This window comes from Acidovorax sp. (genome assembly GCF_046314175.1).
Classification (GTDB): Bacteria; Pseudomonadota; Gammaproteobacteria; order Burkholderiales; family Burkholderiaceae_C; genus Acidovorax.
This window is the reverse complement of record NZ_JBKBXG010000024.1, coordinates 1-21,918: the sequence shown is the minus strand read 5'-3', so window position 1 is coordinate 21,918 and position 21,918 is coordinate 1. Positions and strand designations below refer to the sequence as shown.

At 62.5% G+C, this 21,918-nt stretch carries 14 protein-coding genes and 1 tRNA gene; 12 read left to right on the top strand and 3 right to left on the bottom strand.

The features are described 5' to 3' along the window. Positions 1 to 36 precede the first annotated feature (36 nt). From ACK4OE_RS08965 to ACK4OE_RS08920, 10 genes are all read left to right on the top strand, one after another. The gene (locus ACK4OE_RS08965) at positions 37 to 2,133 is read left to right on the top strand and encodes a hypothetical protein (protein WP_409884422.1); all 2,097 of its coding nucleotides are present in this window, start codon (positions 37 to 39) and stop codon (positions 2,131 to 2,133) included. A gap of 8 nt (positions 2,134 to 2,141) precedes the next feature. Further along, positions 2,142 to 13,886, top strand: a complete 11,745-nt coding sequence (locus ACK4OE_RS08960) for a PLxRFG domain-containing protein (protein ID WP_409884421.1) — start codon at positions 2,142 to 2,144, stop codon at positions 13,884 to 13,886. Positions 13,887 to 14,273: 387 nt separating this feature from the next. Continuing rightward, the gene (locus tag ACK4OE_RS08955) at positions 14,274 to 14,483 is read left to right on the top strand and encodes a hypothetical protein (RefSeq protein WP_409884420.1); all 210 of its coding nucleotides are present in this window, start codon (positions 14,274 to 14,276) and stop codon (positions 14,481 to 14,483) included. After that, on the top strand, positions 14,483 to 15,490 hold the full coding sequence (locus ACK4OE_RS08950; RefSeq protein WP_409884419.1) for a hypothetical protein: 1,008 nt from the start codon (positions 14,483 to 14,485) through the stop codon (positions 15,488 to 15,490). The genes ACK4OE_RS08955 and ACK4OE_RS08950 overlap by 1 nt, the downstream gene beginning before the upstream one ends. 8 nt (positions 15,491 to 15,498) lie before the next feature. After that, positions 15,499 to 16,674: a hypothetical protein gene (locus ACK4OE_RS08945; RefSeq protein ID WP_409884417.1), complete on the top strand. Its 1,176-nt coding sequence runs from the start codon at positions 15,499 to 15,501 to the stop codon at positions 16,672 to 16,674. Beyond that, a complete protein-coding gene (locus ACK4OE_RS08940) occupies positions 16,675 to 17,073 on the top strand; it encodes a hypothetical protein (protein ID WP_409884415.1) in 399 nt (132 codons plus the stop codon). A gap of 473 nt (positions 17,074 to 17,546) precedes the next feature. After that, positions 17,547 to 18,227 carry a hypothetical protein gene (locus ACK4OE_RS08935; RefSeq protein WP_409884414.1) on the top strand — a complete coding sequence of 227 codons (681 nt, stop codon included), beginning with the start codon at positions 17,547 to 17,549 and terminating at the stop codon, positions 18,225 to 18,227. Positions 18,228 to 18,230: 3 nt separating this feature from the next. After that, positions 18,231 to 18,536 (top strand): hypothetical protein, encoded by a 306-nt coding sequence (locus ACK4OE_RS08930; protein WP_409884413.1) that lies wholly within the window; start codon positions 18,231 to 18,233, stop codon positions 18,534 to 18,536. Positions 18,537 to 18,621: 85 nt separating this feature from the next. Further along, positions 18,622 to 18,936, top strand: coding sequence for a hypothetical protein (locus tag ACK4OE_RS08925; RefSeq protein ID WP_409884412.1), 315 nt, complete (start codon positions 18,622 to 18,624; stop codon positions 18,934 to 18,936). After that, a complete protein-coding gene (locus ACK4OE_RS08920; protein WP_409884411.1) occupies positions 18,933 to 19,556 on the top strand; it encodes a glycoside hydrolase family 108 protein in 624 nt (207 codons plus the stop codon). Before ACK4OE_RS08925 ends, ACK4OE_RS08920 begins: the two co-directional genes overlap by 4 nt. A gap of 211 nt (positions 19,557 to 19,767) precedes the next feature. Here the strand turns inward: ACK4OE_RS08920 and ACK4OE_RS08915 are convergent, their stop codons facing one another. Continuing rightward, the gene (locus tag ACK4OE_RS08915; RefSeq protein WP_409884410.1) at positions 19,768 to 20,079 is read right to left on the bottom strand and encodes a hypothetical protein; all 312 of its coding nucleotides are present in this window, start codon (positions 20,077 to 20,079) and stop codon (positions 19,768 to 19,770) included. 61 nt (positions 20,080 to 20,140) lie between these two features. Between ACK4OE_RS08915 and ACK4OE_RS08910 the strand changes: the two genes are divergently transcribed. Continuing rightward, on the top strand, positions 20,141 to 20,830 hold the full coding sequence (locus ACK4OE_RS08910; protein WP_409884409.1) for a Gp49 family protein: 690 nt from the start codon (positions 20,141 to 20,143) through the stop codon (positions 20,828 to 20,830). Between the two features lie 213 nt (positions 20,831 to 21,043). Further along, positions 21,044 to 21,322, top strand: a complete 279-nt coding sequence (locus tag ACK4OE_RS08905) for a hypothetical protein (protein WP_409884408.1) — start codon at positions 21,044 to 21,046, stop codon at positions 21,320 to 21,322. A 118-nt stretch (positions 21,323 to 21,440) separates the two neighbouring features. Here ACK4OE_RS08905 and ACK4OE_RS08900 read toward each other — a convergent pair. Continuing rightward, positions 21,441 to 21,530, bottom strand: a tRNA-Ser gene (locus ACK4OE_RS08900). 80 nt (positions 21,531 to 21,610) lie between these two features. Next, on the bottom strand, positions 21,611 to 21,918 hold a 308-nt coding region (locus ACK4OE_RS08895; protein WP_409884407.1), incomplete at its 5' end, for a band-7 C-terminal domain-containing protein.

Sequence of the window (21,918 nt, the reverse complement as noted above, 5' to 3'; positions counted from 1 at the left end):
AAAGAATCCCGGAAGTGATTCACAAGGGGTAGAGCCATGCGGGGCATGAAATCGTTGGTGGCGCCGACCAAGCGGCAGAACTTTGCTGACGGCGGTGTGGTCGGGGCCATCAAGGGCATGTTTGGCATCAAGCCAGAAGACCCTGAACGGGCGCGCCGACTGGCGGAGTACCAAGCCAATGCAGCGCGCGAGAAGGAAGCTGCCAAGGCCGCCACAGCGCCCGCCCAGGCTCCTGCACCTGCAATAACCGACTATGCAGCGGGTAGTGCACTCAAACGCAGAGAGGCTGCTGCTGGCCTGAAAGACGGCGGCCCCGTGCGCGGCCCAGGCACTGGGACCTCTGACGATGTGCCGGACAACGTGCCAGAGGGCACCTACATCATGCCCGCCGATTCGACCCGAGCTATCGGGGAAAAGACGCTCGGCGGCCTGGGCATGCGAGGCATTGATGTCAACCTGAGCAACGGCGAGTTCAAGCTGCCGCCCAAGCAGGTGCATGCCATCGGCGTGCAGGCGCTCAACCAGATGAAGGATGCCACGCACACGCCATCGACCACCGAGGCGGCCAAGGGCATGAAGCCCGAACTGTTCTTCGAGGGCGGCGGCGTGGTGAAAAGGAAGCCTGAGCCTGGCATCTTTCCAAACAATCACCAAGACGCTGGTGCCAACATCTACGCCAATGTCGGTCTTCCCAGCTCGCCTCCTTCTGCGCCAGCTCCCGCCGTCAAAGATCCACTGGATGGCGGCGCGGCGTTCGGCGTCTTTCCGCAGTTGGCAGGCGGCAAGCGGACTACCTACGCCATGGATGAAAAGTTGCGCACTGGCGTGGAGGCGACCGGCCCGAGCACCTTTGTGCAGGCTACACCCCTGGAAAAAACCATCATCGGCGGTGGGAACGGCCAGCGCATGAATGCGACACAAGATCCACGGAGCCTGACGGCAACAGGGATGAATTCCATTGCAGGCGTGTCGGCGCCATCAGCGCCCCTTGGCAACGAGCGTCCAGACACCCCGGCGCAAGCGCCAAGCGGTGCGCCAGTGCCAGGCAGTGCGCAAGCACCTGACAGCAACCCCACTACAGGGAACGTCACCCGCGTTGGCAATAGCTACTCTGGCGCGAACGTGGCCGGTGACATTACGGTCAATGGCCAAGCTCCCAGGGGCGGGTTCATGAACACCGGGGACTCTGGCTCTGGCGCCACACGTTCACCTGTTGGGATGAGTGCCGAACAGGCGCAGCGCGAGGGTTTGATTGGTGAGCGAGTCGGATACAACCCTGCGTATGACAGCCGATTGACCGAAGCCAAAGGTGCGCCCAATGCGCAGAATATGGCCGCAGCCGATGCACTGGCTGGCCGTTCGCAACAAGAGTCTATGAACCGCGTGACGGCGCGCGGCATGGGATCGTTAGCACAAAGCGTGTCAGCTCCCACGGTGCCACACAGTGGAAACAGCTGGCAGGCGCGCAATGATTTGCGCAACGCCGAAGTCAGCGCCAAGTCCATCACGCAGACCGACAGGTGGGGGAAAGGCGGCGACCGCACGGCAACGCAGACATACCTTGCAGCCCTGCAGGCCGACGCAGCAGCACGCGGCGCCCAGCCTGGCCTTGATGCTGCAGCCATGCGCGAGAGTGCAGGCATTCAGCGCGAGGGTATGCAGCAGGACGGGGCCACGACCCGCACCGTCATACAGGAGCAGGGCTCCAATTCCCGCGCTGCTGTCAGCAGCGCATTGCAGCGCGACGAGTTCGGGCTCAAGAAGGAGGCTGCAGGATTCCGAGCCAGGACAGCAAAGCGCATCGAGGACTTGCAGAACAGCTACCAGGGAGCCAAGACTCAGGATGAGCGCAATGCTATCGCCAAGCAGATTCGAGAGCTGCAGGGTACCAGCACGCAGCAGGACGTGTGGGCGCATTCGCCGGGCGGCCAGGTGATTGACCCGAAAACCCAGCAACTGATTACACAGCCAGGCGTTATCTACAACCGCGCTACGGGCGAAACGCGCGCCGATAGCGCGTCCACCCGACTGCCGCCGCTTGCTGAGAACCCGGCTGTGCAGCAAATCATGACCAACACCGCTCTGTCGCGCGAAGAGCGCGCCAAGCAAATCCGCGCCCTCGGATACCAATAAGGAACAGCATGAGCGAAGTAGACAAGTTCCTCGACAGCTACGACAAGAAGGCCAATCAGGCCGCAGCCCCGGCGAGCGCAGTAGATGACCTGATGAAAACCGCCCCAGCCCAGGATAAAGGCATGGGCGGCTTGCTTCGTGATGCCGGGCTCTCCCTTGCAAAGGGTGTGGTGGCTGTGCCAGAGGCAGTCGTGGGCCTGGCCGACATCGCCACGGGCGGGCGCGTGGGCAAGGCGCTTGAAAACGAGGGTGGCGCCGTGGGCTTCCGGCCCAAGCAGGCCAAGGAGTTTCTTGGCGACTTGCACACCGAGAAGTACAAGGACCAGCAGCAGCAATTCCAAGAGGCTGACGGCATCCTTGAGAAGACGGGCGTGGCGCTGTCAAACCCCTCCATGATTGCCAATGCGGTGGTGGAGTCCGTGCCCGTGATGGGCATGGGTGGTGCCATGGGCCGTGCCGGGCTTGCCGCAGGCCGTGGCATGGGCGCCTTTGCCAACCCAACAACCGCTGCACAGGCAGCACGCCAGGCCGCCGTTGCTGGTGCTGCGGGCGAAGGTGTGAGCATGGCCGGATCGCAGGCCGAAGCCATCCGCCAGGAAACTGCTGATGGCCTGCTGACGCCGACGCAATCCGGTGCGGCTGCGCTGACCGGCTTGGTGGGCGGTGCTGTGGGCGCAGGCAGTGCGCGCCTGGCCCGCTACCTGGGCATTGGCGATGCAGACACCATGCTGGCGCAGGGCACAAGTGGTATGGCCAAGCAGTTTGCCGACGATGCGGCAACCGCTGCTGCCAACGCTGGCGCCAAGCCAACGATCAAGAGCATCCCGCGCAAGATGATCGAGGGGGCCATCACCGAAGGCTTCCTTGAAGAATTGCCCCAGTCCATGGCAGAAACCGTGCTGCAGAACCTTGCCCTGGGCAAGCCCTGGCACGAGAAACTGGACGAGGCCGCTGTCATGGGCGTGCTCACCGGTGGCGCGATGGGCGCAGGTGCTGCAGGGTTTCATGGCTTGAAGGAGCCTACCGCTGCACCCGGCGCTGGTGTGGCCGCCGTGGCTGGTGCGCCAGCAGAACCAGCGCCCGACAACAGCATGACCGCAGTGCGCGAGCAATGGCTTGCGCGTGCCCAGCAGTTGCGTGAGGCCGAGACGGGCGAGGCGCTGCCACCTCAGACCCCCGCGCCTGATGGCGCAGCCCTGCTGGCCGCCCAGCGCGCGCAACAGGAACAGGCCCGGCTGGCAGAGCAGGCGCAGAACCGCGCCATAGAAACCGCCGACGACGAGATTCACCAGTCCACGGGCTTTGCAGACCGCGCGCCCGTGCAGCGCCCCTCAGAAGCGATGGGCCTGGACCCCAATGCAGGCAGTATGTCTGCCGCAGCCGCGCTGGCTGTGGACAGTGGCGCCACCGACCAGTTGGCACAGATGGCCCAAGCCCAGGCGCAGGCCGAGCTGGACGCCAAGGGCGGGAAGAAATCCGCCGACAAGGGTGCACTCGAATCCGCCGCAACCCTGGCCGCACCCACCGTGGATGCCGATGGCGTGATTGCCGATGCTGGCCCCGCCGTGTACCCCACTTATGAGGACGCCCAGGCCTACGCGATGAACCAGCGCCGCAACGGCGCCACCGTCACCGGCCTGCCCGTACCAGCCGAGGGTGGTGGGTTCACCTTGGCCATGAAGGGGACGCCGCAATACCAACTTGGCGAAGCGCTGCGCGCCGAGCGCATGCAGGCAGAACGCCAGGCCAAAGCGAGCACAAATCAACAGGAAAAAGCACCGCTGGCGCAGGACACGCAAGCGCTACCAGCTACAAATATCGTAGCGCCATCCGCCAATCTCAAGAGCATCACGGCCAAGCAGATCCCCGCCATGACGGACGTGGAGCTGCAGCAGGCCATCGAGCACTACGGCCCTGAGCACAAGCGCACGGCCAAGTTGCAAAAGGAAGTGCAGCGCCGCGCTGCCGAAACACCAACCCCCACGACAGGAGCATTCGATGGCCCTCAAGCCGATCAAACCCAGCAAGCAAGCGCGCAACCAACGCAAGCAGCAGCAGCGCCAGATGCCGCAGCAGGGCTGACCGATGGCACCACCACGCCTCAGAACCTTGGAGCGCAAGCAGCGCCAGCGGGCGGCACGCAAGGCAATGCGCAAACGCCAGATCAGATAAGGCGAGCCCGCTTGGAGCGTGAGATTTCCACGGGCAAGACAAACAATGGTGGCGTCATCGCAAGCCTCCGACCATCAGCCATCGAGAAGCGCAAGCAGGAGCTTGACGCCATGGGAGAGCGCGGACGAATTTTGGACGCGCAAGGCAAGGCGCCGCGCGCAACGGCCGAGCAACTGACCGGCGCCCAGGAGCGCTGGCAGCGCATGACCACGGCCGAACGCCAGGCCGTTGCCGCCCGCACCGATGTCAAGCCGATTCTGCGCAAGAACCTGCACGGCGCGAAATGGGAGAACCTGAATGTGGACGTGCAGCGCAAGCTGCAGGCGGCGATGGAGCCGATAGAGGCCCAGCCCAGCGACCTGAAGGCGTTCAAGCCAGAAACTGGCACCTTGGGCGTGCCCCGCAGCGAAATGCCGCAGGTTCCAAGCCAGTCCCATGGCGGTTTGGTCAAGCACCTGAACTCCCAAGGCATTTCGCACGAAACCACCACCGTGGATGCCGGATCGCTCAAGCCCACCCAGGCCGAGTATTCGCCCGCCAAGGTGGAGGCCGCCAAGGGCGCCGAAGGCGGGCGGGCGGTGATCGTGTCGAAGGATGGCCACATCATTGACGGCCACCACCAGGCCATGGCGGCGGCCGAAGAGGGCAAGACCGTCAAGGCCATCGTGTTGGATGCGCCTGTGGAGCGGGCGCTGGAGGCGGTGAAAAATTCACCCAGTGCACAGGCACAGCCGACTGAGCCTGCAGCGCAGGCAAAGCCTGCGCAGGCTGTAAATCCCCGAGTCCCGCCAGAAAACCGCGCCTTGGAGATTCGTTCGGCCTCGGAGAAAGAGCCGTGGCAGATGACCGCTCTTGAATTCAGCCAGCAGGAGAAGGGTAATCCGCACTGGAACCAGAGCTATGAGGGAAAGGATGACGGAGCCTACCTTGCTGATACTGCCGCGACGCATCGCAGGCTTGTTCAGGAGGCAATTGCAGCCGCACCGCAGAAGGTGGCTGATGACTTCATCCCTGCCCCAGATGGAGGCCTGGACTACGGCGAGATCACGCCCGAGATGGGCAAGGCCATGCGGCGCCAGGCGGGGAAGATTCGACTGCAGCAGGGTGACGCATCGTTCGGCCTTCAGCATATTGAATTGCGCCATGGTGACGAAATCCGCAAGGCAGGTTTTGAGTCGATTGAGGCGTTTGTTTCCGGTGCGGTCGCGGATATTGAGTCAATCTGGAAGCCAGAGGCTACATCCCAACTTGTCGTTATTCAAGCGACAGAGCGCGGCAAGGTCGTTTTCATCCAGTTGCAGGCTGGGAAAGATGATGACGGGGATTTCTACACGGTAAAGACCGCGTTCCCATCAAGCAGGATGTACGCTGAGAAGCGCAAAGAATGGAAGCAACTCTGGAGCAGGGTTCCCGTTCCTGCTGCTGATACCGGCAAATCAGCCCCGTCTGCTGAACCTGGAAATGAAGCCGGTTCCAAGAGCACGATGGAGTCGGGCCAGAGTGACGCTGTAAGTGTACCCCCTACACCGGAAACACCGCAACCCATCACCAGAGCAGACGTTGCCGCAGCCCAGCAGCAGGCCGCAGCCATCATCACAGAGCGCATCGACGCCATGACGGCGGGCGAGGTGAACACGATTGCGAGGCGGTTCTTGCCCACCATGGGCGTGAGGCCCACCGTCAGCAAGGAGCGCAACAAGGCTGCAGTGGTCGATTTCACGAAGGTCAACCCGCTGGCCGCTGCCGACGAGTTCGGTGCAACGCTGCCAACGGATGTGCGGCGCGTGCTGCAGGCGGACATGGAAGGCCGGGTGGTGGAGGCGGTTCAGGCGCAGGAAGAGGGCGCCGTACCAGCCCAAGCACCACAGGAGTCTGGCCGCAACGCATTCACCTTGGAGCGACTGAACCGCGAAACAGGGGAAATGGAGCCGGTGACGTTTGTTCGCGGCGAGTACGTGCGTTACACGGTTGGCGGAAAAGACCAGTTCGGTGACATTGACGGTATCAGCCAGGCGCGCAGGGAGTTCAGCGTGGATGGCTTGTGGTATCCGTTCGGGTTCGCCTACAAGGCCGAACGCCCAGCCGCGCCCAAGGCCGATACGGTGCCGCTGTCCAGCGTCATCGACAAGGTAAACGCCAAAAACGGCCAAGGCCTGACCGATGCCGACCGCGTGCCCGGCGCAACTGACATTGGCTGGGACTCCATGAGTCAGGAGCAGCGCACCCAGATTCTGACAGCGCCAAGCGGATGGAGTACGGCGAAAGGTGGGCTCAATGTAATCGGCAAGAACATAGCGAAACGGGCTTGGGCCGACATTGCGCCCGCAACACGCGCAACCATTGAGCGGTTGGCACAGAAGTTGGAAACGACAGATGCTGCGCCTGCAAGCAAGACCCCCATGGTTGACCGCCACAACGCCACCATGGCCGCCGTGCGTGATGGCAAGGCCACGGCCGAAGAGTTCCGGACCAGCTTTGACCAGGTGGTGGGCGGCAAGGTGGCCATCGTGGCAGAGCTGGACACCATGACCAAGGCGCAGTTGCTGCGCGAGGGCGGAGCCTTCGTGCAGATGCGCTACGCCAACGAGAAAAAGGCCGATGTGGTGGACGCGGTGTACCGCGAGATGGTGGGCGAGTACGCGCTGGGCGAGACGGTGACCTACAGCATGGGCAAGGGGGCCTACGAGGCCGCAGTGCGCAAGATGGTCGAGGCGACGGATGCTGACAAGCTAGCCCGCTACGTGACCGAGCGCACAGCCGCCATCGAAGAAAACCAAGCGCGACGCGCAGCCAAGGCCGCCGCCATTGAAAACCCCCAGACGCTGGCCGACTTCCGCGAAGCGCTGAACGCCAAGATTCGCGATGGCATGACCCGCAAAGAGGCGTTTCTGGCGCTGACGCCCGAGCAGCGCACTCAGTACGACACCCTGGAAGCGGAGTCCACCCGCGAAGCGCGCGAGACACGCAAGCGCACCCAGAAAACTCTGGTGCGTGCTGCAGGCCAGACTACAGCAGGCGAGATTGTGGCCACCAAGCACACGCGGGACGGCTACGACCTGTTTGTGGTGAAGCTGGCCGACCGCCTGGGCGCCGACGACTACAAGACCGTGCTGGCCAGCGCCAAGAAGATGGGCGGCTGGTACAGCGCTTTCCGTGGCAATGGCGCGATCCCGGGTTTCCAGTTCAAGGACAAGACCAATGCCGAGGCGTTTCTGGCCCTGGCCGGTGGTGACACGACGGCGGCCCAGGAGCAGGTGGCCCAGCGCCGTGATGCCTTTGAGGACGACCGCAGCCAGACAGCTGTGGAGCGCCTGCGAACCATGGCTGACAAGTTGGAGGCGGGCGCGGCTGAGGCGGAAGGCCAGCAGCGCAAGACCAACACCGAGCGGCGAGCCCGGTTTGCCAGTGCTGCCCTTCAGGCCGCAGCGAACAGCAGAGCCAAGGCGCAGACCATGCGCAACATCGCGCAGTCCATTGAGGACGGTGAGGCCAAGTTTCTGGACGCCGTGCGCACCAAGTCCCAGGTGGACATGCTGACCGGCGTGGTGAACACCGCCAAGATGGCAGAGCTGCGCGCCAAGCACCCACGGTACGCAGACCAGGAAAGGCACAAGGGAGAGCCGCCAACGGCTGAGACGGCAGATTTTGCGGACTTCCCCAGCTACAGCGCGTTTCGGTCAGACCTAGCCACACTGGGCCGCCAGATGTTGGAGGTGGAAGGCACGAAGAAGCTGGGCCAGCAGCTGATGAAGATTGCCGACGATGTGACGGATGCCTACCTAGCCTTCGCCAAAGAACACCTCACGGACGTGCAGATGTACGTCATCAAGGGCGGTGAAGTTTCGACGTTCGGCACAGAGCGTGCTGCCGAGTTGGCAATTGTCAAAAGTGGATTTCGTGGCAAAGCGATTCCGCTGCAGATCAAGCGCGGGCAATACACCGTGATTTTGAGCCCATCGGAGGCCATGAATCGCGGCATCTGGAAGGGTGATGGTGACAAGCGGATTACGCTGACGGCTGACTCTGGACGCGAGCTTGTAGAGGCCATCGGCCGCCGTGGAAATAAGCAGAACCAGCTTTCGGTGCCGTGGCAGTTCCAGACCGCTTATGACCGCCTCAAGGCCTTGGCCAGCATCGGCATCGAAACACCCAGCGAGTTCCGCGCAGCGCTGCGCGAGTTCATCAGCCTGAAAGCGCAGGCCGTTGCCAACCGCACGCGCGAACTTGAGCTGCAGATGGTGGGCCGCAAGGCTGATGGGCTGGACTTTTTCCCCACGTCAGCCGAGGTGGCAGACCAGATGATCGAGGCAGCCGACCTGACGCCGGACATGGCGGTGCTGGAGCCCAGCGCAGGCATGGGGCACCTGGCCGACCGCATCCGCGAGGCGGGCGCAGAGCCGGACGTTATCGAGATTTCAAGCGACCGCCGTGAGCTGTTGGAGGAAAAGGGCTACACCACCCAGGCGGTCAATGACTTCCTCGATTTGAAGCCGCGCGAGTTCTTCACCTTTGGCGACACCTTCCGCGCACCTGACGGCGCCGAGGGCATCATGCGCGGCGCCAGCGCCAATCGTGTGCGCCTGGTGAATGATGCTGGCGATATGGTGGGTGCGGGCTACTACGACCGGGCCGACCTGACGGGCTTGGCCCACAACGGCACGGCGAGCGGGTATGACCGCATCATCATGAATCCGCCGTTCAGCAATCGGCGTGACGCCGAGCATGTGCGCCATGCGTTCGATTTGCTCAAGCCAGGTGGTCGGATCGTTGCCATCATGGGTGAGGGCGTTTTCTTTGGCCAGGACAAGAAAGCTCAGGATTTCCGCGAGTGGCTGGAGGCCGTAGGAGGGACCAGCGAAAAGCTGCCAGAAGGCAGTTTTATGGACCCGAGCTTGCCCGTGAATACCGGCGTCAATGCGCGCATGGTAGTGATCGACAAGCCTGTTGGCGATGCAGTGTTTTCAACTGTCACCCAAAAACCGGCCAAGGGTCTTACGGTGCAACGCACGCAAGACATTGCGGATCGCGTCACAAACCATCTGGGGATAGGTCCGGTAGCCGGGCTGCAGGTATTCGGGAAGCCTGGTGAGGCTGGTTTTGTGGTTCCTGCTTCCGTGGTTCCACAGGGTGCTACTCGCAACGGGAAGGTCTACCTTTTTGCGGCGAACATCAGCGATGAGGTCGAGGCATTCAAGGTTGTTGTCCATGAGCTTTTTCATTTAGGCCTCAGCAAGTCGGTTCCCCAAGGAGCATACATCCAGACCATGCTGGGCTACCTGACTGATCCCCAGGTGCGCCAGTATGCGAACCGCTGGAAGGAGACGGCAGATGGCGTTTCGCGCAAAGCCAGCATGCCCGTGAACAACTGGCACGCCCTGGCCGTGGAGGAAGCGCTAGCGGATCTGGCCGAGGAAATGCACGCGGATCGCCAGGGTGGCGGGACAAGGTTGCAGGGATGGGCGGCACGGATGGCAAGCCGCATGGCCACCCTTGCCGAGCGCATGGGCATGGCTGGCGTTGCTGGGCGCATACGATCTTTTACCCGCACAGAGGCCGAACAGTTCGTGCAGGAGATGTTGTCGCGGTCCAGTGCAGAAGTTGAACCGCTGCTGCGGGATGCCCGGTTTAGCGCAGCCACCATCGACCCGGCCGATGCGAGCGACGATGGCGCGCAGTTCGCTCGCGCAAAAATGCCCGCCGATGGCGGGGCTGGCACCACCGTAGACCGTGCTGTGATGAGTATGGTGCGCGAAGGCGAGGAAGCGCCGGACATCCTGCGCATGATCGCCAACACATCGGCATCCCGATTCAACCGGCAGATTGCACGCCTGCTCATCAAGACGGGTGCAAGCCCGGACGTATCCATGGGCGGTGACATGGGCAGTGGTGCCGGGTTCAAGTTTCTGGCCAAGTACAGCCGCGCGGGCCACAAGCTGGAAATGTCTGAGGGTGCGCTCTACAAGGCAGAGCAAATCTTCATGCACGAGATGATCCACGCGGCCACGCTGTTGAGCTTGGACAAGCCGGGCCTGCACTCCCTGCAGATGCGCCGCCTGTACGAGCATGTGAAGGCGCAGGGCGGGGCAGCTGGGCAGTACGGCATGAAGAACGTGGGCGAGTTCGTGGCCGAGGTGTTCACGAACCCCGAGTTCCAAAAGGCGCTCAAGGGTATGCGCGCGCCAGCCGGTAGCGCCTGGCAAAACGCCTGGGATGCCTTGGTGCGAATCATCCGCTCCATCGTGGGCCTGCCGGATAACTCCCAGGATGCACTTTCGGCTGCGCTGGATATTGGCGTGAACGTGATGCGCGAGAACATGCGCCTGCGCACCCGTGCGGAGATTGCGCGTGGTGGGGATGCCTATGCGGGCGCGGATCAGACGCAGACTGAGGTGCTGCGTGAGCTGGCCCGTGCTGCGCGTGCGGCGGGCAACGCGAACAGCACGGTGATGCTTGGCAAGCTGTCGCCCAAGGAGGCGGCTTTGCTGCAGCGCGAGGGTGTTGCTGTAGACGGCAATTTTTCGCACGCGGCGGATATGTTCGCGGTGCGCCATGCGCTCAACCGTCACAGCGATGCCAAAGTGGAGCGCAGCCGTGGGCAAATTGCCATTACAGATGATGACGTGGCGCGTATTGCAGATGCCGTCGCCGCGCCCACGGCCTATGTGCTGGGCGGCAAGACGCCGCGCAATCAGGATGTTGTGGGGATCATCAAGCGCCTGGAGGATGGGACGCTGCTGTATCTGGAAGAAGTACGCGATGGGCGCAAGACGCTGGCAATGACCAGCATGAGGAAGTACCCCGGTACGACGGATTTCGACACCATTGCGAATAGTGTCCTGCCGTCCAACGCCCGAAGCGATACCGGGGATGTACGTATTGTGTACCCAGACGACAACGACGGTCAAGAAGATGCCTATTTCGGGGCCGCCGACCTGGGCGAGCGCATGGGGGCGGCCATCAAGTCCGTCACCACCACAAACCTCAAGCAGCGCGCCGGGTTCAAGGCTGCCGATTACCTGGGCCTGGGCCTGCAGGCGCTTGGCCGCCGCCAGATCGTGGACATCTACGGCGACACACTGCCGCTGGCAGAGTACAACAAGCTGGTAGCGCAGATGGAGGCCGACAAGAACGATGGCGGGGCCGAAGCGGACAAGCTGGTGACGCGCTGGGCCAAGTTGGATGACGAAGCGAAGCTGGCCGACCTGATGCACGATGCCACGCTGGCGCAGATTGACCCTGCCAAGCCTTATGTGGAGGGTGATGACAAGGCCCGGCACATGATGCTGCAAGGCCGGTTCAATGCCCTGAGCGCAGAGGCTAAGCAGGTGTACACCGACACCCGCGATGCCTACCAGACGCACCACGCCAATGTGCGCAGCGCCATCAAGGAGCGCATCGAGCGCAGCGAGATGAAGGATGAGCGCAAGGCGGCGCTGCTCAAGCAGATGGATGGCGAGTTTTTCAAGGCGGTGAAGGGGGTGTACTTCCCGCTGGCCCGCTTCGGCCAGTACGCCGTGACGGTGAAGGGGCCGGATGGCAAGGTGCAGAGCGTGAGCCGCGCAGAAAGCAAGGCTGAGGCTGAGGCGCTGCGCAATGGCCTGTTGTCGGCCTTCCCGGCGGGCAAGGGCTTTACCGTGGGCCGGGTGATGTTGAGCAAGGACTTCGTTGCAGACCGCGATGCGGTGGGCCGGGGGTTCATGACCGAGCTGTACCAGGTGCTGGACAAGCAGGATATGGACGCCGTGCAGCGCGCAGAGCTGGAGGATACGTTGGGGCAGTTGTACCTGTCGAGCCTGCCCGACCTGAGCTGGGCCAAGCATGGCATTCACCGCAAGGGCACGCCGGGGTTCAGCCAGGACGCGCGCCGGGCGTTTGCGCAAAACATGTTCCACGGCTCGCGGTATCTGGCCAAGCTGCGCTACTCGGACTTGATGCAGGATGAGTTGGCGGCCATGCAAAAGCATGTGGACGACTGGCGCGATGTGGAGGACTTCGACCAGCCCCGAGCGCAGCGGGTGGTGGATGAAATGAACAAGCGCCATGAGTCGCTGATGAACCCCAAGGCCAATGCGCTGTCCACTGCGCTGACGAGTTTTGGTTTTGTCTTCCACCTGGGTTTGTCGCCTGCGTCGGCCATGGTGAACTTGAGCCAGACGGCGCTGGTGGCCTACCCGATCATGGGCGCGAAGTGGGGTTTTGGGAAAGCCAGCGCGGCGCTGCTCAAGGCCAGCAAGGAGGCAGCGCAGGGCAAGAACGACATCACGGGCTCGCTCAACGCAGACGAGCGGGCTGCCTACGATGAGGCGGTGCGCGCCGGTACGATTGATGTGACCATGGCGCATGACTTGGCGGGCATTGCACAGGGCGAGGATGCCGGGGTGATGTGGAAGCTGCGTCCGGTGATGAAGTGGGCGAGTTTTCTGTTCCACCACGCCGAGCGTTTCAACCGGCAGGTGACGTTTGTGGCGGCCTACCGACTGGCGCGTGAGGCTGGCGCGAACAGCAAGGTGGCTTTTGAGCAGGCGACCAAGGCGACCTATGACGGCCACTTTGACTATGGCGCAGCGAACCGACCCCGTGTGATGCAGGGCAACGCGGCCAAGGTGCTGTTGCTGTTCAAGCAGTATGGTCAGAACATGGTCTATACCCTGGCGCGCAATGCCCAGCAGTCGCTGAAAGGCGAGACTCCAGAAGTCCGTGCACAGGCGCGCAAGGCGCTGGGCGGGTTGCTGGCGATGCACGCTGCAGCAGCCGGTGTGCTGGGCCTGCCCATGGTGACTACGTTGCTGGCGGCGGCTTCGATGCTGGGCGGTGACGATGATGAGCCATGGGATGCCCAGGTGGCGCTGCAGAACATGCTGGCAGATATTTTTGGGCAGAAGACGGCGGAGGTGTTGGCGCACGGCTTGTCGCGCCTGACGCCTGGTGATATTTCCGGGCGCGTGGGTTTGGACCGGCTTATCTTCCCCGATGTGCAGGAGGGTTTGGAGGGGCAGCGCCTGGCGGAATCCGCTATGGCGGCGGCGCTGGGGCCGGTGGCTGGCATTGGTGTGAACCTGCTCAAAGGCGCCCAGATGATGGGCGAAGGTCGGTATGCCTTGGGCCTGGAGGCCATGCTGCCTTCTGCCCTGCGCGCGCCGGTCAAGGCGATCCGCTACGCCAGCGATGGCGTGCAGGACAAGTCGGGAATCAGCATCCTGGACGAGGTGAGCCCTGCAGCGATTGCTGCGCAGGCGCTGGGGTTTTCTCCATCAGAGGCGCGCAATGCCCAGGAAGGCAAGAGCGCTGTGATGGCACTCGACAGGGCTTTGAATGAGCGCCGCCAGGAGTTGTTGTCCAGGATTGCCAGAGCGACGATGGAACAAGACGATGACGGCAAAGCCGAGGCGCGCGAGGAAATCAAGCGATTCAACGAAAAGAACCCAGGCCGCCGTATCAATCCGAATCACATCATGGCCAGCGTGCGCAACCGGAACCAGCGCATCGAGCAGGCGCAGGATGGGGTGTACCTTCCAAGGAATCGGCGCGATGCGATGGAGGCCGGAAGGTTTGCGCTCGCAGATGCGGGAAATGGCGCGTGATGGAGGGTAGCGCGCTTCTCTAGTGTTCGCGCAGGAGTCCGATCCCCTGAATCATCCGGGGTCAAGGCGCTTCGAGCCCAGATAAAAAAGAGGTGGCAACGCGCCTTTGTAGTGTTGGACGGCTTCGGTTGCGGTGGGAAAAATCGCGGCAATCGAATTCCCACCCCAACACTCAAGAAGGCAACACCCATGACTGTCCAATGGCACACAACTGTACGAAACGCCATCGTCGCGGCATGGGAGGCGTCGATTGGTGTCTCTCCAACGGTTCAAATGCGAACGGGGGTAAAGGATGCCAACATTGAAGCACCCGAAGTTGGTACGCTGGTGGCCTCTTTCCCATTGGCTGCTGACTGGGCATCGGCGCCAGTGGATGGTACTGTCTCCTTGACAGGTCTTCCCGCAGTGGCGGCGGCTGTCGCTGACGGAACTATCGGCCACTACCGGGTCATGAATGCGACGGGCACCATTTGCCTTGAGCAAGGCACCGTGACGGCTACTGGCGGTGGCGGCGACCTCACGGTGGACAACCCCGCCGTGGTCAGCGGCCAATCCATTCAGATCACGAGCTGGACAAAAACAGCGCCGGGGCAGTAATGTCGAGTAACGTCACGTTGCCCGGCACAGGCGTTGTCGTCAAAACCGAGGAAGTCGGCGGCGCTCAGTACCAGGTGGTCAAGATCGCCCACGGCGAAGGCCTTGGCACGGCCATTGCCACGCCGAACCAGCCGTTCCCGGTGGGTGGACTTCGCCGCGACGAGGAAACGGCACTATACGGAAACGGAGAGCAGGCGCCTTTCCTGTTTAATTCTGGCGGGCGACTCAAGGTGTCGGCAATGCCTGCCGACATTCCGGAGGTGGTTGGCGTCTTCACCGCGTTGGGCCAGTCATTGCCCATCGACACCTCGCGCGCAAGCAACATCGTCATTACGTCAGTTGTGACGACGACGGCCACGGGGCACAACGCTACGTTTGAGTTCTCCAACGACAGCACTGACGGCGTTGACGGCGCCTGGAAAGTGATGCAGGTCGCCCGCACCAACGCCAACATCATCGAGACGGCCACTGGTGTGCTGACCAGCACCCCAGCATATGGATGGAAGGCGGCCGTCAACGGTTGCAAATGGTTCCGCGTGCGAACTACTGCACAGTCTGCAGGCTCTGTCACTTACACCTTGACGCCGGGCGCCTATGCCACCGAGCCGATTCCTGCGGCGCAGATCAGCGGCACACAGCCGGTGTCTGGCACCGTCACCACCACATTGGGTAGCCCGACCAACGCCAACATCCTGAACAGTGCAGCCAACACTAACGGGACGGTGGTGAAGGCCAGCGCAGGCAACCTGTACGGCATTGTCATCAGCAACAGCGGCGCCGCAGCCGTCTACGTGAAGCTGCACAACAGCGCCACAGTGACCGCAGGGACGACTGCTGTGGCCATTTGGCTCAAGGTAGCCGCAGGCGAGACGGCCAAGTTCGATTTCGGGCCGCTGGGCGCCAGGTTCAGTGCGGGCATTTGCCTATCCATCACTGGTGCGGTGGCCGACAACGATACGACTGCTGTTGCCGCAGGCCAGGTCAAAGTCATCACCAGTTTCATTTAAGGACAGCCATGGCCTCCCCAGTCGATACCTCAGTCAAAGTTTTCTACAGCACCATGACTGGTGCGCCCCAAGGTTTCCGTGGTGTCATCGGTTCCGCTTTGCCGATCATCAAGGCCTGTCTGGTTGACGGGTTTGACGAGGTGACGCTGGATTCGTTGGTTGTGTCTGGTGGCGTGGCAACCGCCACATTCCCAACGTCACACAGCGCTGTGCCTCACAGCGTTGTCTTGATCGTTGGAGCTACCGGCTCTGGCCTGACCGTGCTGAATGGTGAGCAGAAGGTTGTCACGCGCGTGGGCAACACCGCGACTTTCGACACTGATGCGCCGGATGGAGCTGCGGGCGGAACCATCACCATGAAGATGGCTCCCGCTGGGTGGTCCGAAGCCTTCACTGGTACGAACCTGCTGGCGCTGCGCCCGAACGATCCTGACGGCAACCGCCACTTCCTGCGCCTGCAGGACACGGCCACCACCACACTGCGCGCGTTGGGCTACGAGAACATGACGGCCATAGGCACCGGCACCGGGCAGTTCCCAACAACTGGGCAGCTCAGCGGCGGTGTGTACTGGCCAAAGTCTGACGTGGCCAACACCACGGATAACCCGTGGATGATCGTTGCTGACGGCAAGCGCTTCTACATGGGTGTTGCGACCGGATACGCATCTTCCACCTCTTACGTGGCGATGCACTTGGTTTGCTTTGGCGACTTCCATTCGTACCGCAAGGTGGCCGACCCTTACTCCACTGTACTGACAGTTGGCGGAACCACTTCTCTGTCTTGGGATGGGAATCTGTCGGCTGGTTCTGTCGCCAACGTGGGCTATGCGCCGCGCCCATATTCTGGTGTCGGCACATCCACCTCCTTGATCAGCTTAAATAGCGTGGGCCTGAATGCTCAGTCTGGAAACTCGACGCACTTCGGTGCGTACCCCGGAATGGCAGAGGGCATGTACCTGTCCAAGCTGTTGGTGTCTGCCGACATTTCAACGCTCGGTCCACGTGGCGAGTTCGCCGGTCTGTGGCAAGTCCCTCAGTACATTGCGCCAGGCACGTTCGCAGTCGGTGACACCATCCCAGGCGGCGGCGAAACAGCGGGTCGAACCCTCATGGTGATGCCGTGCGGAACGTCTTCTTCCACTGCCGCAGCGCCTGTTCTGTTTGATGTTACTGGACCATGGTAGATGACCTTCCACGCAATCACTGTCAGGTCGCTACCCATCAACCAGGCGCTGCAGGCGCGGCAGGTGGTGCAACATCTCGACCTGGCCATACAGTTCTCGCGGATCGTCAAGTCTGCCAATGCACTGCCTAGACCTTCCGTGACGCGCAACCCTATGCGTGCGTTACGTGTGCGCGGTACTGTGCTGATAGACCCGGACATCCCTGCTGCGCGCATGGTGTACCTGTACGACGAGAGCGACTACATGCTGACCGCGCGCGCCAGGTCGCACCCCATCACGGGTGCTTTTGAGTTCTTGGAGCTATTTGGCGGACGTACTTATCTCGCAGTGGCCAAGGACAACACGGGTGAATATCGCGCCGAAGCTCACGACGGTCTTGTGCCGGAGCCGATGGCGTGAGCCTCTTCCTGTTTTTCCCGCACGGGGTGCCAAACCCAGCGCCGACGCCTGAGCCTTTGGTAGTCGTCTTGCGCCGTGCGCCAGCCACCGGCTCGCCAACGGTGATCGTGTTCGGCGGTAGCGACGGGGCCAGCGCCAGGGCAGTTCAGGATATGCCGGCCTTTGGGCAGGCGGCGTCGGCTTCGGGCTTGGCGTCAGTGAGCGCTGCGCAGTCGTTGCCCCCATTTGCGCAAACCGCGATCACCCGCGCACTATCGTCGGTGGCGGGTGCCCAATCCCTCCCGGCATTTGGACAAAACGCTACCGCCGAGAAGATACCGACACCCGAATTGCTCGGAAGTCAGGTCGTACCAGCATTCACTCAGTCCGCGTCGGTCTTTGCCCTGGCAACCGCCGAGGCTGCAGCCACAATCCCACCCTTCACGCAGGGAGCTGCTGGAGCGGTAGGCGTGGTGGCCGTAGCTGCGCAAGTTGTGCCGGTGTTCGGCCAGGCTGCTACTGTCTCCGCACTGGCGAAGGCGAGCACGAATCAGCAGATCCCAGACTTTGCGCAGCTCGTGACCACAGGGTTGCCAAAGATTGTCGGCGCCCAGGATGTGCCTGCGTTCTCGCAAGCCGCTGCGGTCGAGGTCAAGGCCTTGGTGGCGTCGGCTCAGGCTATTGAGGCCTTCGGCCAGGCTGCTGGCGTCAGCACCCCAGCGGCTGCTGCTGCAGCTCAGGCCATCCCTGCCTTCGACCAAGCATCTTCGGCCGCAGCTCCAGCGCGAGCAGCGAAAGCCCAGGTAATCCCAGCGTTCGGCGCCACTGCCACCGCTACCGCCCAAGTTCGGGCGGTCGGCCCGCAGTTGATGGGGGACTTTGCTACCAGTGCAAGGGTTGCATCCACCGCGCGCATAGATGGCGACAACCATATCCCTGCGTTCGCGCAAATCGCCACCGCGCGGCGCCTGTTCGGCTTCATCCGCAGCGGGCGAACCTGGGTTGTCGCACCGCAAGAGCGTCGCATTTCCATTGGCGCCCAGGACCGCGTGTGCACTATCACCGCTGTTTCGCGCGTCCTTTCAGTTGAGCCAGAAAACCGGGTCTTCGCCGTATCGCCCGAGGACCGGGTTTACATCGCACCAATTGCCAATCGAACTGTAGAAATGGAGTGACCCATGGCCACTGAAAAATACACAGGGGGGCCTGACAAGCCCACCATCGACAAAGACCCAGACGCTTTGCTTGACTATTCGTTTGATCTGGGGCCATGGCTCCAGCACGTAGGCGACACGATAGAGAGCGCGACTTTTATTCTTGATGCCCCTTTGGTCGAGGAACAAGTTACCGTGGCATCGCCTACGGCGGTGGTGTGGATCAGTGGCGGGACGCCAGGACAGACCCACCGGGTTACCTGCCGTTTTGTCACGACGGGCGGCCGACGAGACGACCGCTCCATCTTCCTGAAGATCAAACAGCGGTAGCTTGAACTGGCGCCATCAGCGGTAAACACTTGCGCGCCCCTCTAGTGTTCGCCACGTTTGACTGATCCCGTAATGATCCGGGGCCATGAACAAACGCCTCACATCCCTGCTCGCTCTGCTGGGAATTCACCAGCACCTGAGCGCAGAGCAAAAACATGACTTGGTGTCAGCCGCCTACCAGTCTGCTCCTGGTGCTGCTGCTGCCGGGAGTGCGGGCGTATTTGGATTGCCCTTGAGCGACATGCTGGTGCTGGCCTCCATCGCATTTGTTGCGCTGCAAGCTGGCTACCTCGTATGGAAGTGGCGCCGCGATGCCCGCCGCGATCAGGAGCGGCAGGATGACCGCCGCCGTGGCCGCCCCGTCGAAACCGATCTGGGCGAGCTTGGAGCCGAAGAATGAGCGCGCAGGGCGAAGGCAAGGGCAAGGTGTGGGCCAGCCTGGGCGGCGCCGTACTGGCCATCGTTGCCGGGGTGTTCGCCGTTGAGCAAGGCTACAGCAATAACCCCGCAGACCCTGGCGGCGAGACAAACCACGGAATCACCATTGCCGTAGCGCGCCAGGATGGCTACACCGGCCCGATGCGCGATCTTCCCAAGGAGCGTGCCGAGGCCATCTACATTCAGGGCTACGTGGCCCGTCCTGGCTTCGAGCCCATCATCGCCATTTCTCCCGCCGTGGGGCAGAAGCTGGTGGATGCAGGCGTGAACGCTGGCACGTCGCGCGCCTCGCGCTGGTTTCAGGTTGCGCTCAACCATCTGAGCCGTGGAGGCCAGGACTATGCCCAGGTAGCCGTGGATGGCCAGATTGGCGCCCAGTCCATTGCCGCATACCGCGCTCTGGAGAACAAGCGCGGCCGGGTTAAAGCCTGTGAGCTGGCCGTGAAGCTCATCGACGCCCAGCAGGGCACCCACTACATGAGCCTGAACAAGCCCATGTTCATCGTGGGCTGGGCCGACCACCGGCTTGGCAACGTTCCGCTGGCGCGCTGCGCGGATTCGGTACAGGGCGAGTCGAAATGATTGGCGCCGCTATTGACACGCTGATCGTGATCGTCCTACCGGCCTCCGTGGGCATCTTGGGTGGGCTAGCCCTCTGCAAGTTACTGGGGCTGCTGCTGTGAACCTCACGCTTATCACCCACCTGGCCGCAGCACTGGTTGCCGCTGCGGGCGCATGGTTCTTTCAGGATGCCCGATGGGATGCCGAAGTGGCCGAGCGTCGGTACGAGGCATCAGAGGACAAGCGCAAGGCCGTCACCACCGCACGCAACGACGAGCGCGCGATCACCAAGACCTACCAAGGAGCCCTCAATGCCGCCCGCACTCGTGAAACGCTTTTGCGCACTGAAGTTGACCATCTGCGCCTTGTCTCTGACGGCCTGCGGGACCAATCCGCCGAAGCCGCCCGCCGACTCGCTGCAGCTCCCCCCGCCGCCGTCCTTGAGTACGCCACTGCCCTCGGAGACGTATTCCAAGACTGCCGCGCCGCGTATGGAGGGATGGTCGAAAAAGCTGATGGGCACGCAAGTGATGTCCGAACCCATCGGGAAGCCTGGCCAGTAATCCCGCCCCGGACGGATTCCGGGTCAACACACTGAGAAAACCATGGTCAATTCTGAATATCGTCAGCCGACCCACCGTGAAGAACTTGAGCGCGAACTGGTGCATGGCGCCTCTATCCAGATCGCGAACAACCCAGAAAATGCAGCCTCCATCGCCAAGGGCATCAAAACGGTGCTGGATGAACTGTCGCCGAAGATGGCATCTGGCATTGTGATCCCGCCGATTGGCGCGCCAAGTGCAGGTGCCACTGCCGCAAGCTTGCTGCTCCCCGTGGTGGACCCCGGCCCCGACGCACTGGAGCGCGAGATCCAGGCCGCTGGCGCCGACAAGGCACCGCGCGTGACACCTGCCGCGCTGAAAGATGAGATTGTCAGCGAGCACTATTTCACCGCAGCAGACGGCGCGCGGATGTCCCCGGACGGCAATTGGCCCATCCACAGTCTGAACACCGGCCGCCTTGGCTTGCTGACGTTCTGCGTGCTGGTCCTGCGCAACGGCTTCACAGTACACGGCGTGTCTGCCTGCGCCAGCCCGGAGAACTTCAACGCCAAGATTGGCCGCAGCATCGCCCGCGAGAACGCAGAGCGCGAAATCTGGCCGCTGCTGGGCTTCCGCCTGCGCGATGAACTGGCCCGCACCGTGCTGACCGAGGGCGATGTGGCCGCCGACGCATCTGGCACCTGCCGCCCTGACAACCACACCAGCGCTTGCACTGCCTGCAAGCAGGCCTGACGACAGTGGCCCCCTACGCCCGCCACACCGGGGCCGCCTGGTTCTTCCTGCCCACGCTTGGGTATGTGGAGTACGAGGACGGCGAGCGCGCTTTTGCGCTTGTCTGGTTACAGCTAGAAGTCGGTGTGCGCTGGCGTCCCTGATGGTTTGCCCGCTATGGCCAGGGCCACCTGCCGCGAGTCACGGCACCCACCAACCTACCGGAGTGTTCCCATGAAAAAGAGTCTTCTTTATGTCGCCATCGGCGCCTTCGTTGCGGCCAGCGCTCTCGCTGTTGCTGCGCGCGACTCGCTGACCTTTGCCGTCAGTGCCGTTCGCGAGCGCTGGCGAGAGGCATTCCCGGAGCCGCGTGTAACCGCCTCCCCCGCCCAGGCTGCTGCAGCCCCTGAGCCGCGCGTTTTGCTGGTGGTCAGCAAGGCGCTCATGGGCAAACTCATGCAGCGCACGCGGCCTACTGTGACCCCGCGCTGGCGCATGTGTCCATCGGCATGATTCACATGCGCCAATGAAAAAGCCCGCTTCGAGTGGGCTTTTTGTTGTCCCCGTATGTGGGCAGGGATGTGGGCACGGGTTGTTTGTGTGCCGTAAGTTATTGATTTTATTAGCAATCTGGCGGAGAGGGCGGGATTCGAACCCGCGGTGGGGATTAGCCCACACACGCTTTCCAGGCGTGCGACTTAAACCGCTCATCCACCTCTCCGAAGCCTTCGATTATAGCCATAGGAAAAGGGATATCTGGGCTGACAGTAGCCGTTGCCTCGAAAAAAGCTTTGCTTGCGCTCAGGCCGCTTTCTGTGAAGCTTGCACCATCTTCATCGCGGACCCGATGAGTGCAGACACCTCCGTCATGTTGCTCGGCACGATAAGTGTGGTGCTGGAGTCTGCTGCCACCTGGCTGTAGGCCTCCACGGCCTTCTCGGCCACCTTGAGCTGTACAGCCTGTTCGCCACCGGGTTGACGGATGGCCGAGGCCACACGCTCGATGGCCTGGGCGTTGGCTTCGGCCACGGCCTTGATCGATTCTGCCTCGCCTTGGGCCTTGTTGATGACGGCCTGCTTTTCGCCCTCGGATCGGGCGATGAAGGCCT

Coding starts and splice junctions, on each gene's coding strand:
- ACK4OE_RS08965 (WP_409884422.1), top strand. CDS start 37: ATGCGGGGCATGAAATCGTTGGTGGCGCCGACCAAGCGGCAGAACTTT.
- ACK4OE_RS08960 (WP_409884421.1), top strand. CDS start 2,142: ATGAGCGAAGTAGACAAGTTCCTCGACAGCTACGACAAGAAGGCCAAT.
- ACK4OE_RS08950 (WP_409884419.1), top strand. CDS start 14,483: ATGTCGAGTAACGTCACGTTGCCCGGCACAGGCGTTGTCGTCAAAACC.
- ACK4OE_RS08945 (WP_409884417.1), top strand. CDS start 15,499: ATGGCCTCCCCAGTCGATACCTCAGTCAAAGTTTTCTACAGCACCATG.
- ACK4OE_RS08940 (WP_409884415.1), top strand. CDS start 16,675: ATGACCTTCCACGCAATCACTGTCAGGTCGCTACCCATCAACCAGGCG.
- ACK4OE_RS08930 (WP_409884413.1), top strand. CDS start 18,231: ATGGCCACTGAAAAATACACAGGGGGGCCTGACAAGCCCACCATCGAC.
- ACK4OE_RS08925 (WP_409884412.1), top strand. CDS start 18,622: ATGAACAAACGCCTCACATCCCTGCTCGCTCTGCTGGGAATTCACCAG.
- ACK4OE_RS08920 (WP_409884411.1), top strand. CDS start 18,933: ATGAGCGCGCAGGGCGAAGGCAAGGGCAAGGTGTGGGCCAGCCTGGGC.
- ACK4OE_RS08915 (WP_409884410.1), bottom strand. CDS start 20,079: ATGGGTTCGGACATCACTTGCGTGCCCATCAGCTTTTTCGACCATCCC.
- ACK4OE_RS08910 (WP_409884409.1), top strand. CDS start 20,141: ATGGTCAATTCTGAATATCGTCAGCCGACCCACCGTGAAGAACTTGAG.
- ACK4OE_RS08905 (WP_409884408.1), top strand. CDS start 21,044: ATGAAAAAGAGTCTTCTTTATGTCGCCATCGGCGCCTTCGTTGCGGCC.